This is a genomic window from Thermosipho atlanticus DSM 15807 (genome assembly GCF_900129985.1).
GTDB classification, from domain to species: domain Bacteria; phylum Thermotogota; class Thermotogae; order Thermotogales; family Fervidobacteriaceae; genus Thermosipho_A; species Thermosipho_A atlanticus.
In genome coordinates, this window is the sequence record NZ_FQXN01000007.1 from 1 (window position 1) to 11,848 (window position 11,848).

Annotated in this window: 10 protein-coding genes; 6 read left to right on the plus strand and 4 right to left on the minus strand. The window is 30.2% G+C overall.

What is annotated here, in order from left to right:
- The first annotated feature begins 242 nt into the window (after window positions 1-242).
- The 5 genes from BUB65_RS07585 to BUB65_RS08475 all read left to right on the plus strand — a co-directional run bounded on the left by BUB65_RS07585 (window position 243) and on the right by BUB65_RS08475 (window position 6,797).
- Window positions 243-1,469 (plus strand): HD-GYP domain-containing protein, encoded by a 1,227-nt coding sequence (locus BUB65_RS07585; RefSeq protein WP_143606734.1) that lies wholly within the window; start codon window positions 243-245, stop codon window positions 1,467-1,469.
- Entirely contained in the window at window positions 1,466-1,945 is a 480-nt protein-coding gene (locus BUB65_RS07590) for a DUF5317 domain-containing protein (RefSeq protein ID WP_073073787.1), read from the plus strand. Before BUB65_RS07585 ends, BUB65_RS07590 begins: the two co-directional genes overlap by 4 nt.
- 106 nt (window positions 1,946-2,051) lie before the next feature.
- On the plus strand, window positions 2,052-2,699 hold the full coding sequence (gene tsaB, locus BUB65_RS07595; RefSeq protein ID WP_073073790.1) for a tRNA (adenosine(37)-N6)-threonylcarbamoyltransferase complex dimerization subunit type 1 TsaB: 648 nt from the start codon (window positions 2,052-2,054) through the stop codon (window positions 2,697-2,699).
- A gap of 19 nt (window positions 2,700-2,718) precedes the next feature.
- On the plus strand, window positions 2,719-5,151 hold the full coding sequence (gene mutS / locus BUB65_RS07600) for a DNA mismatch repair protein MutS (RefSeq protein WP_073073933.1): 2,433 nt from the start codon (window positions 2,719-2,721) through the stop codon (window positions 5,149-5,151).
- Between the two features lie 59 nt (window positions 5,152-5,210).
- Window positions 5,211-6,797, plus strand: a complete 1,587-nt coding sequence (locus BUB65_RS08475; RefSeq protein ID WP_073073792.1) for an HD domain-containing phosphohydrolase — start codon at window positions 5,211-5,213, stop codon at window positions 6,795-6,797.
- Here BUB65_RS08475 and amrA read toward each other — a convergent pair whose 3' ends face one another.
- From amrA to BUB65_RS07625, 4 genes are read right to left on the minus strand one after another with little or no spacing between them, the layout of a single operon-like run.
- Entirely contained in the window at window positions 6,798-7,319 is a 522-nt protein-coding gene (gene amrA, locus BUB65_RS07610; protein ID WP_073073795.1) for an AmmeMemoRadiSam system protein A, read from the minus strand.
- A gap of 25 nt (window positions 7,320-7,344) precedes the next feature.
- Window positions 7,345-7,920, minus strand: a complete 576-nt coding sequence (locus BUB65_RS07615; RefSeq protein WP_073073798.1) for a DUF4897 domain-containing protein — start codon at window positions 7,918-7,920, stop codon at window positions 7,345-7,347.
- 52 nt (window positions 7,921-7,972) lie between these two features.
- Entirely contained in the window at window positions 7,973-8,854 is an 882-nt protein-coding gene (locus BUB65_RS07620; protein ID WP_073073800.1) for a PP-loop family protein, read from the minus strand.
- A gap of 11 nt (window positions 8,855-8,865) precedes the next feature.
- Window positions 8,866-10,062, minus strand: a complete 1,197-nt coding sequence (locus BUB65_RS07625; protein WP_073073803.1) for an L-cysteine desulfidase family protein — start codon at window positions 10,060-10,062, stop codon at window positions 8,866-8,868.
- Between the two features lie 132 nt (window positions 10,063-10,194).
- Here BUB65_RS07625 and BUB65_RS07630 point away from each other — a divergent pair, with 132 nt between their 5' ends.
- Entirely contained in the window at window positions 10,195-11,778 is a 1,584-nt protein-coding gene (locus tag BUB65_RS07630; protein WP_073073805.1) for a DNA-binding protein, read from the plus strand.
- The last annotated feature ends 70 nt before the right edge of the window (window positions 11,779-11,848 follow it).

Genomic DNA, 11,848 nt, shown 5'->3' on the forward strand with positions numbered 1-11,848 from the left:
AAAGTGATGTTATTTGCATTAATGACACTTCCATTAATAATGTCTGCAGTAGGTAATTTTACATTTTGGCCACTTAAAAAATGATTGGATGATTTTTTATAAAACCTTTGAAGATATGATATAATTAAATCAGGAATGACTTTAACATTGAGTGGTGATTATAATTGCAATCTAAGAAATTAAAATCTCATTTGAAGTTTTCGATACTTAATTTAAATGTTTTAATATTTTGGACCATATACATGGTCCTTATTTTTATTGAATGGAAAAATAGAAATCTTGATTTTTCAAATTTGAACTTTTTAATTTTAATCTTATTTTTTGTTTTATTTGAGGCAATAGGTATTAATTTTCAGTCTTTCGTTTCCAAAAAATTTGGTAATTCAGAAAGAACAGGATTATTTTTTAGCACAGGTGTAATAATAAGCGTATTATCAGCTGCAATTTTAAGTCCAGGTCTTGCCGCTCTTATTCCTTTAATAGGTTATATTTTTTTAAGGATAAATGTTATTTTTAGTAAAAACTATTTTTATTTTTTGTTTAATACTTCTTCTTTAGGAATAGCAACTTATGTTACGTCTAAATTTTTACATTTTTCATTTGATTTTTTTGGAAATAATTTGTATTTTGGAATACTGTTTATAACGTTTGGTTCAATCATTTATTTCACATTAAACGTGTCATTTTCAATAATATTTTTATTTTCTATTTATGAAACGACCTCTAAGGAATTAGTTGATATTGTAATAGGTGAGGGGAAATTCCTCAATGCTTTTTCAACATCTATTAATACGTTAATAATTTATGTTTTATATAATTATATGGGAATTTTTGCAATCCCTATTTCCTTGTTTACGTTAATAACTATTCAACTTAGTAACTATTATGCAAATAAATATAGAAACGCTAAAATAGAACTTTTAATGGCTTTGATTAAGAGTATTGAAGAGAAAGATCCTTACACTGCAGGTCACGGTGAAAAAGTTGCAAAAATTGCTTCCGAGATAGCTTCAGAGCTTGGTTTTATAAAAAGAGAAGTAGAGTTGTTAAAAACTGCAGCAATTCTTCATGATATAGGAAAAATAGGTATTCCAGATTTAATAATTTTAAAAAGGGGTAAATTATCACCTGAGGAATATCTAATAATGAAGGAACATCCAAAAAAGGGTTATGAAATTTTGAAGCAAATAAATGAGTTTGAAGATACCGTAGCAAAATGGGTTTTACATCATCATGAAAGATGGGATGGGAAAGGATATCCTGATGGTTTGAAGGGCGAAGAAATTCCTTTAGAGGCGAGAATTTTAACTATAGCAGACGTGTACCATGCTTTAATAAGTAACAGACCATATCGAGACGCTTTGTCCAGAGAAAAAGCTTTAAATATTATTGAGGAGGAAGCGGGGAAAATTTTTGATCCACAATTAGTAAAAATTTTTATAAAATTAGCGAAAGAGGGGAGAATATGATTGTATATGTTTTTGCTGTTGCATTAGTGTTGTCAATATTTACGAAGAGGATTAAACATGTTATTCAAAGGAATTATAAGTTTTTCTATCTGTTTCCAGTTCCATTTGTTTTACAGTGGATACCACAGTATAGGGAAGTTTGGATGCCTTTGTCATTTGCCATTTTAGTAACTCTTCTTATCTTAAACAAGCATATTCCCGGCTTTAAGTTAATGACAGTAGGTACTATTTTAAATTCTTTTGTAATGTTAATAAATGGTTGGAAAATGCCGGTTTTGAGGGCTCTTGCTGATAAATATCAGCTACCAGTTGGGATGAGACATGTCCTTCTAGACAGTTTTTCTGCTAAACTTGTTTTAGGAGACTGGATCCCTATTATTCTTCCCTGGAAAGAAGTGTTTATAATAAGTGTAGGAGATATTTTCGTATACATTGGTGTTTTCCTTTTCTTTTTGAAAATACAAAAAGACAAATGAGAAATAAGTAATAGAATATTTTCCAAAAAAAGGGGCTTGGCCCCTTTTTATTTTATTGTTTTTTATTTGTGATAAAATTAGAATAGATTAAAGAGGGAGGAATAAAATGAAAATATTTGCACTTGATTCGTCTACAGAAAAAATAGTTATGGTATATAAAGATAATGAGAAAATATTGACATTCTCATATAAAGGTAAAGACAAACATGGAAAAAATATAGGTTTGTTATCTCAAAAATTAAAGGATTTAGGAATAGATTTTTATGGTTTAGATATAATTGGTGTTGGTATAGGTCCTGGAAGTATTACTGGTTTACGGGTTGGAATTTCTTTTGCGTTAGGATTGGGTTTAGGAAAAAAGATGGTTACAATTCCATCTACAAAAATTATTGCTGCAAATCTTTTAAATTGTGGTAAAAACATTGTAGTTGCTAGAAAAGCAAGGCAAGGTTATTTGTATGGAGCAGTCTATGACAGTAAGTTGAACGTTTTAATTGAACCATTTATAAATTCGATAGATGGGTTTAGGAAAGTCATTTCAAAGTGTTCTGATTATATAGTTATTGGTGATGGTTCAGAATTTTTGGAAGATAATGGTTTAAAAGATGATTTTAATTATCCGTCTCCTGAAAGACTTTTATATGTTTTTGAAAGGGAAATAGAAAGTGAAAACTTTGCTGAAACAGTGCAACCTTTGTATCTTCAAAAATCAATTGCTGAAATTAACTTTGAGAAGAGAAGAAAGGGTGAATAAGTTGGAAAAGTTAACCCCAATGATGAAACAATATATGGACATAAAGAAGAATTACAGTGATGCTATTTTACTTTTCAGATTAGGAGATTTTTATGAAGCTTTTTTTGAAGATGCAAAAGTTATTTCAAAAGTTTTAAATATAGTTTTGACTAAAAGGCAAAATGCTCCTATGGCGGGTATTCCGTATCATGCTCTCGATAATTATTTAAAGAAGCTTGTTGAAAGTGGTTATAAAGTGGCAATTTGTGAACAAATGGAAGATCCTTCGCAAGCAAAAGGAATTGTGAGAAGAGAAGTAACTCGCGTTGTTACTCCAGGAACATTGATCGAAGATGAAATGCTATCAACTGAAAATAACTATCTAATGGCTGTTGATTATTTTGATGGAACTTTTCATTCTATTCTTGTTGATGTATCTACTGGAGAGGTTTTAGTAAAAGAATTTGAAAGCTTGAGTTCGGTAATTGATTTTTTAAGAATAAACACAGTTTCACAAGTAATATGTCCGGAAAGTATTTTTGATGATTTAAAAAAAGAAATCCCAAATCTTTTTATAGAAAAACTCAATGATTGGTACTTTGAAGAAGCAGAAAAGAAGATAAAAGATACTTACAGAGTCGCCTCGATAGACCATTTTGAGTTAGGAAAAAGTTTGAGAATCTTTGGAGCGACAATAAAATATCTTGAATATACATTAATGGTAGACATCTCTTTGTCTGCACCCAAAAAAATTGAAGAAACTGATTGGATGATTCTTGATTCAAGGACAGTAGAAAATCTTTCTTTGATTCCCGGTGAACGTGGGAAAAATTTGTACGATATCTTAAACAAAACAAAGACCTCTATGGGGGCACGTTTGTTAAAAAAATGGATTCTCCAACCATTAAGAAACTTTGAAAAAATAATGGAGCGACAGAAGATAGTGGAAGCATTTTTTAATGATCGATTATTATTAAACGAGGTTCGCGAGTATTTAAATTCTATATATGACATAGAGCGTATTTTGACGAGACTTTCATACAAGAAGGCAACTCCAAAAGATTTGGTGTCTTTGAGATATTCTATAAGTGTAATTCCGAATATAATTTCTGCTCTTGAGACTAATGAAAAATTAGTGGAATTTTCAAGGAAAATTAAAACTTTTACTAATGTGGAAAAGTTGATTGAAAAGGCCATATTTGAAGAGCCTTCAAACACTCCTGGTGACGGGAAAGTAATAAAGGATGGCTTTTCTATTGAACTAGATGAATACAGGCAACTTCTTACGCATTCAAGCGATAAATTGAAAGAGTTTGAAATAAAAGAAAAGGAAAAAACAGGTATTCAGAAGTTAAAGATAGGCTATAACCAAGTTTTTGGTTATTATATAGAAGTACCAAAAGGTCAAATAAAAAATGTTCCAGATTATTTTATTAGAAAACAAACTCTTGTAAATTCTGAAAGATATATTACCCCGGAATTGAAAGAATTTGAAGATAAAATAATGTCTGCAAAAGAGAAAATAGAAATAATTGAAAAGAAAATTTTTGAAGATGTTTGTCAAGAAATTTCAAAATATATACCTGAAATAAAGCAGACTGCTGAATTAATTGCTCAATTAGATGTTTTAACTAATTTAGCTTATGTTTCCAGCTTATACGGTTATACCAAACCAGAATTTTCGAAAAATAAGTTTTTGATAAAAAAGGGAAGACATGCAGTAGTTGAGAGATACGTTTCAAACTTTATTCCCAATGACACATATATGGATGAAAATATAAGAATGTACATTATTACAGGTCCAAATATGAGTGGTAAAAGCACTTATATAAGACAGGTTGGTTTAATAACCTTGCTGGCACAGATTGGTTCTTTTGTACCAGCGGAATATGCAGTTCTTCCAATCTTTGATAGGATATTTACTAGAATAGGTGCAAGAGATGATATTTCCACTGGTAGAAGTACATTTCTTGTTGAAATGAATGAAGTTGCTTTAATCCTTTCAAAAGCCACTAAAGATAGTTTGGTTTTACTTGATGAAGTGGGAAGAGGTACAAGTACTTTTGACGGAATAAGCATTGCTTGGGCAATGAGTGAATATTTGTACAACGAGATAAAATGCAAAACAATGTTTGCGACACATTTTACGGAACTTACAGAACTTTCAGATGTCTATAATGGTATAAGGAATTTGACGATAAAGGTAGAAGAAACAAATAATGGTGTAGTATTTCTTTATGAAGTAATTGAAGGTGTGGCAGATAAAAGTTACGGTATTGAAGTCGCAGCTATTGCAGGAGTTCCAGGTGGAGTTGTTGAAAGAGCAAAAGAAATACTTAAGGTGATTACTGAAAAATCTGAATTAGAAAAGAAAGTACGTGTATTAAAAGAAGGTCAATTAAAGAAATTAGCTAGAAAATCAAAAATCTCAAAAGATCAAATTAGTATTTTTGAGGTAGGTGAAAATAATTGAAATTAGAGAATTTGTTGAGAAAAGAGATCACTCGTGTGGTTATATTTGGAGTATTATCAATGTTAATGTTAGTTTTGATTCTAAATTTTTATTTTGTAGAAAGAATAATTGAGAATGTTAAATATACAAATATCAACTATGCTTATAATTTATTTTTGCTTATTAAAGGAGTTTCTAAAAGTTTTGACAAAGACTTTCACGAATATTTAGAAGAAACTCTAGATAAAATAAGAAATGACGAAAAAAATGCTGATTTATATGTAAGTAAATTTGTATCTCTTTCATATGGGTACAAGATAGAAAAAATAGATAAAATTAAGTTTGATTCCTTGCAAGATTTTGAAAAAAAGAGATTAAATGAACCCATTGATTATTTCATTTATAAAAACGTGTTTTCAATGACTCTAGAGAAAATAGTTTATATAAGAGTCAATAACATCGTATATATCATTGATTTTACATTACCTTTAGATGAATTAAAGGTTTTTGTAGATTCAATAAGGAGATTGCAAAATTTGGATTTTATAAAATCATTTGGAATTTATTCAAATGATATGCAACCAATATTGGGGACTATTGATCAAATTTCAGATGAACAAAGAAAAATTTTTGAAAAAGTAGTTAAAACAGGTAAAATTGTGGAAGAAAAAAACAAAAGCAATGTAACAATTTATGCTATGTTTGATGAAGAAGATAAACATGAAAAATTTGGTCCAATTTTTGTGGTAATGAATTTAGATTTTTCAATAGTTTACAATCAAGCGTATAAGTATGGATATTTGTTTTTCATTGTGTTAATTATGTTTGGGATTTATATTAGATTTGTTTCCGTAAAATTTTCTAAACAAATAACCTTTCCATTTAGTAAAATTATTGGAAACATGAAGAATTTTTTAGATTCTCGTATATACGAACAGGTGGATCTACAAAATTCGAAAATTGATGAACTAAATGATCTTTTTTATAGTTACAACAAAATGGTCGAACAAACATCATCAGATATTGAATCACAAAAGGTATTAATTAAAGAAGTAGAAGAAGCCTATGTACATTTTGCAACCAAATTATCTGAAGTTGCCGAAATATACGATGAGCAAACAGGTAACCATATTGAAAGAGTCGGTATTTTATCAGCGTTTTTAGCTTTGAAACTTAATTTGTCAAAAGATTTTATTAAACGAATAAGGATATATGCCCCTTTACATGATATAGGTAAAATCAAAATTCCTCGTAAAATTTTGATGAAGAAATCAAAATTGACTGATCAGGAGTGGGAATTAATTAAAACACACACAATATATGGAGCAGAGTTAATTGGAGATAAACCACATCTGAAAATTGCTAGAAATATAGCGTTGTATCACCATGAGAACTATGATGGCTCGGGTTATCCAAAAGGTTTAAAGGGTAACGATATTCCTATTGAGGCTGCTATAGTTAAGATTTGCGATGTATATGACGCTTTAAGGTCAAAAAGACCTTACAAAGATGAGATGTCTCATAAGGAAGCTTTGAAAGTAATTGTTCAGGGGGACATGAAAACAAATCCTAAACATTTTAATCCAGAAGTTTTAAAAGTATTTATTGAAAATGAAAAAATTATAGGAGAGCTCTGGGATAAGGTGTATAGAGGGATAAATAAATAGTTATTCGTATCTTTCTACAGTAAATTTATAAATATCGAAGTCATTATCAAATATTCCAGCTTTTAATTTGGCTATTCTAATTTGTTCCTCAACAGTATCAACACCTTCTATGTCGGGGAGTAAGAGTCCTCTGTTCCAACCTTTAGATACAATTATTCCATATTTTTTTGGATCAAGTTCTTTTATTGAATTGACGGGTTCGATTTTTCCAATAACATCAACTGTAACTATGATTTTATCAAGTTCATCAGAAGTTACTGGAGGAAATCTAGGATCTCTCGTGGCAGAAGCAATTGCATTACTTCTGATTTCAAGAGCTAAATTTGGTTTTGTAGGTTCATATGTGCCTATACATCCTCTTAAACTTCCATTTGTAAGGTGCAGTGTTACAAAGCATCCTGCTTTTTTTTCAAACATTTCTTTTGGTAACTTATCCTTATCAGGTTCAATTAGTTTGCCAAATTTGATATAGTTTTCAATGACATCAATTGCCCATTTTACGAATGGATGTTTTCCAATCATTTTTCCCCTCCTTCTTAATGGAGAACTAAAAACTTTTAGTGTAGATTACTGTAGGAAAATATTCAAGAGCACCTCCATTCCATTTTAACGTGTTATTACTTATTGTTGTAGGAGTTGGATCAATTGAAATAACTTTGGTGTTTTGGGGTAAATAGATGATAAATTCAGAATCATTATTCGAATTTATTGGTAACTTTCCCATGCTTAGTTCATAATATTTGTCTTTTTTAGTTACAAGGTTTTTAATAACAGCTTGTTCTTCTATTTCTAACACACCTGCTCTTTCTGTAGCTTTATTGTTGTAATTGACAACAACAAGTTGTTTCCCGATTTCATCGGAAATTTTTTTAAAATAATCTATAAATGTTGAAGATGCAGCGTTATTATAACTTTCCATGTAATTAAACATATCTTGTTGCTTATTAAATGATAAAACGGCTAAAGTTGTAATAGTAGAATTTTCAGAATAATCTATTTCGACTTTTGTTTGATAAAAAGTTATCTCAAATTTTGGCTTTTTGGTAAAGAGAGTAAAAACATCGAAGATCAAAAAAATAGCAACAAATGCAATTAAAATGTAGAGTAATGTTCTGTTCTGCAAAAGAATTCCCTCCTTTGTTTTCAAAAAGATTATAGCATAAAAATTTTTTAAATTATTTTTTTAACATTTTTTCAGAGATTATTTTTTCTTTTGTTCTACAGAATTTACAAATATTCGATGTAGTTGGAAATCCACATTTTTCACAGAATTTAATTTCAACTGTTTCTTCTGGTAAATATTTTTTTATTTCGATAATTGAATATACTAAATTTAATTTTTGGTCACGTGTAAATTCAGTTGTAGTTTTGAACTTTCGTTGAGTACTATTAATTGAATTTGGACACGCACAACCAATGTGAGGAAGTTTTTGTAGTTTAGCATATAAAATGATTTCTTCTTCTGTTAGGTAGTACAAAGGTTTAACTCTTCCTACAAGTTTTTTTTCTGGAATTGTTTTGGTTAGTGGGCCAGTTCGCTGGATTTGTGGTATGTTTTTTCCAAATAAATTGTTGAAAATAAAGAAAACTTCATCGTCAAGATTATGGCCCATTACAATATAATCAAAGTTGTTTTCATAGGCATATTTGTTTAGGATATACCTTCTAACCATTCCACAATATGAACAGGGTTTATATTTAAAATCTGGAATAATGAAGCCCTCTTCTTCTTTTAAGTCGTACACCGTTAACTGATAGCCAATTTTTTCTGTTACGAGCTTTGCGACTGCTTCAGAATTTTCTGTAAAACGAGGTATACCAAGTCTAATAAAGAAATATTCTAAAGAAAGATTGTATTTTTCTTTCAATTTTGATAGTACATAACTAACAGTTACGGAATCTTTTCCCCCAGAAATAGCGATTAATAATTTTTTATTTTTTAAGTGGTATTTTTCAATAAACTTTCCAATTTTTCTTTCAAAATACTCAACAAAATGATCCTCACAAAGTCTTGGGGATTTAAGGATAGCTTTTTTCCTACAGTGTTGACATTTCATATCTTTACCTCCTAACATTTCCCGATGTATTCTATAACATCTTCATCGAATTTTTTAACAGAATTTGTTAGTTTTCCTACGCGTTTTATAGTTTCCTCCACATCGTTTGCAACTATACCATTTCCACATGGAACGTCTATGTTTTTTAGAGCAAGATTACTTGTTTGAAGAGCTACCATTGTACCCGTAGCGGCTTTAAGAGCACAGCCTCTTTTTGCACCATCGCATGTTAAGCCGAACAGGGTTCCAAGGGTATCATTTATTGCTTTTTTTATTTGTAATTTATTTCCTCCTTTTAAGTAAGTTAACCCTGCAGCACTACCAGATGCTGAAATAATTCCTGCACCACAAATAGGCGTTAATAGACCAGTATATGCTTTAATGTAAATTGTTACGAAGATACTTAGAAGGGTAGCCTTTAAAATAAGATTTTTTGGATAATTATTCAAATATACTGCGATTGGTAAGGTACATGCCAACCCTTGATTTCCACTACCTGCGACTGTCATGACAGGTTTTAAAGTTCCACTCATTCTTTCATCAACTGCGGCGCTAACATATTTCACATGATCATTAATCGCGGCATTTGAAAAATTGCCAGGTGTGTTAATACCAATCTTAGCTATTTCTAGATTCATCTCTATTGCTTTTTCAACGTAATCGATGACTTCTTTATCGGGGTTTTCAACATAATCTAAGATTTCGTCAATTGAATATTCCTTTATTTTTTCTAATAAATTTTTAGAAGGTTGGAATGGTTTATCTAAAATCTTGGAGGAATCAACTTCTATGTGTACTATGTTGTCATGTTTCCCTTCGATAATTACATTTACAATATGGTCTGAAACAATTTTTGTATTGATATATAAATTATTTTTGTTTATGATAGAAATGGTTATTTTTTTTATAAGTTGTTTGGCTTTATTAATACATTTTGTATCTATATTTTTAAGTACTTCCAAACCATCTTTGGCATTTCCACATAGAAATCCCAATGCAGCAGCCAACTCTAAACCATGAGTATCTGTACCAGGTATAGTTACGACTAATCCATTTTTATATGTATTTTTATCAAGTTCGATCAAAATTTCTTTAAAATAGTCCTTCTCTAAATATTGTTTTGCCACTGCTGTGGAAAGAGCTACAGCTATCGGTTCTGTACAACCATATGCAGGTTTTACTTGATCAAAAAAGATTTTTTTAAGCATATAATTCCCCCTAAAAATGATCATATATATGATTATAACATAACAATTTTTCGTTAGTTGTTTAAAATTTCTTAATTTTGGTTTTCTTGTGATATTATATAATAGTCAAAAAAATAGATTAGGAGGGATAAGATGCGTAGAGTCATTATAATTTTGTTTTTACTTGTTTCTCTACTTTCTTTAGCTTTAACTATATCAGAAGCGAAACAGATGAGCGATGGCACAGACGTTGTTATTCGCGGGATTGTTACTGTTGAGCCTGGTCCTTTTGATGTAAATATCATTTTTGTTCAAGATTCTACTGGGGGAATAAATATATATTTGAAAGGTGGATATTTTGAAGGTATTAATAGAGGAGATCTTGTTGAAATAAGTGGGTATTTGTGGACACATAGGTTAAATCGAGAAATAGTAATAGATGCTAATAAAGATAAATATTATGCAAGAGTGATTTCAAAAGGGAATCAATTACCAACTCCTAGAAAAATTTCAACAAAAAGCATAAATGATAAAGAATTACAAGGATTATTAGTTATGGTAGAAGGTGACGTTATTGAAATAGACAAAGGTGATAGTAGAAAGGTTTATATTGACGATGGCTCGGGAAAAGGTCTGGTTTTCATACGAGAAAACACAGGGATAAACACTTCTTACTTTAAAGTAGGGATGCATTTGAAGGTTGTAGGGGTACTAGGAAGGTATCAAGCATATTTTGAACTTTGGCCTAGAGGAATTGAAGATATAGAAGCTGGGGATATATTTCCTCCAGAGGTAAAATCAATCTTTCTAAAGGAAGATAAGTTGTATATAGTTTTCAATGAAACTATTGATGAGAGTAGTGTAATAGATAATAAGACTATAAAAATTTCTGGAATAAACATAAAAACTCACGAGTCCTACTTTAATAGACAGGTGTTTATTTTTAAATTGAATAAAAAAATAGATTCACCTGTAAAGATAATGGTGAGATTCATCAAAGACGAAAATAAAAATAAAATGGGCTCTGTCGTTTTGACATTAGATCCATATAAAGATATTTATGAAAAAAGAGTTTTATTTGATGCTGGGCATGCTCAACAGGCGGGGAACGCTGACTGGGTTATTTATGGAGCTTATTCTAATTTTGCAGACAGTATAAAAAAACAGTTAAATGGTTATGTTGAAGAGACAAAAGAAGAATTGAATTACGAACTTTTAAGTTTATACAAAGTTTTAATAATACCTGAACCGAATAGACCATTCAAGGAGAATGAGGTGAAATCAATAATAAAATTTGTTGAAAATGGTGGGGGATTGTTCTTAATTGCAGATCATGGTGATTCGGACAGAAATGGTAATGGTTGGGATTCTCCAAAAATATTTAATACTTTTGTTGAGCGATTTGTTTTTAGATTTGTTGGTGACAATATTCAAGAAGAACCTGTCAAGTATGTTTATGAACATCCTATAACACAAAATATAAATGAAGTAGGAGTGTGGGCTGGAACAACGATTGAAATTTTAGATAAAAGTGTGGAAGTGTTACTCGCAGATAAAAATAAAAAAGCATATTTAATTTTGGCAAAGTATGGAAAAGGAGAAATAGTGGCAATTGGGGATAGTTCTCCTTTTGATGATGGAACAGGTGATATCAACGATGCATTACACGATGGTTGGGACTGGGGTGATGATTCAAAACTTGCGATTAATATAATAAAATATTTAATGGGAAAATAATTGCCATGAATCGTATGGTTAACCAAATTGATATATATGTTTCAAAAAAATTTGGCTCCAGTTTTCCTGG

What these genes read in the sequence shown, in the direction of transcription:
- BUB65_RS07585 (WP_143606734.1), top strand. Translation starts at nt 243, where the DNA reads ATGGTCCTTATTTTTATTGAATGGAAAAATAGAAATCTTGATTTTTCA.
- BUB65_RS07590 (WP_073073787.1), top strand. Translation starts at nt 1,466, where the DNA reads ATGATTGTATATGTTTTTGCTGTTGCATTAGTGTTGTCAATATTTACG.
- tsaB (WP_073073790.1), top strand. Translation starts at nt 2,052, where the DNA reads ATGAAAATATTTGCACTTGATTCGTCTACAGAAAAAATAGTTATGGTA.
- mutS (WP_073073933.1), top strand. Translation starts at nt 2,719, where the DNA reads ATGATGAAACAATATATGGACATAAAGAAGAATTACAGTGATGCTATT.
- BUB65_RS08475 (WP_073073792.1), top strand. Translation starts at nt 5,211, where the DNA reads ATGTTAATGTTAGTTTTGATTCTAAATTTTTATTTTGTAGAAAGAATA.
- amrA (WP_073073795.1), bottom strand. Translation starts at nt 7,319, where the DNA reads ATGATTGGAAAACATCCATTCGTAAAATGGGCAATTGATGTCATTGAA.
- BUB65_RS07620 (WP_073073800.1), bottom strand. Translation starts at nt 8,854, where the DNA reads ATGAAATGTCAACACTGTAGGAAAAAAGCTATCCTTAAATCCCCAAGA.
- BUB65_RS07625 (WP_073073803.1), bottom strand. Translation starts at nt 10,062, where the DNA reads ATGCTTAAAAAAATCTTTTTTGATCAAGTAAAACCTGCATATGGTTGT.
- BUB65_RS07630 (WP_073073805.1), top strand. Translation starts at nt 10,195, where the DNA reads ATGCGTAGAGTCATTATAATTTTGTTTTTACTTGTTTCTCTACTTTCT.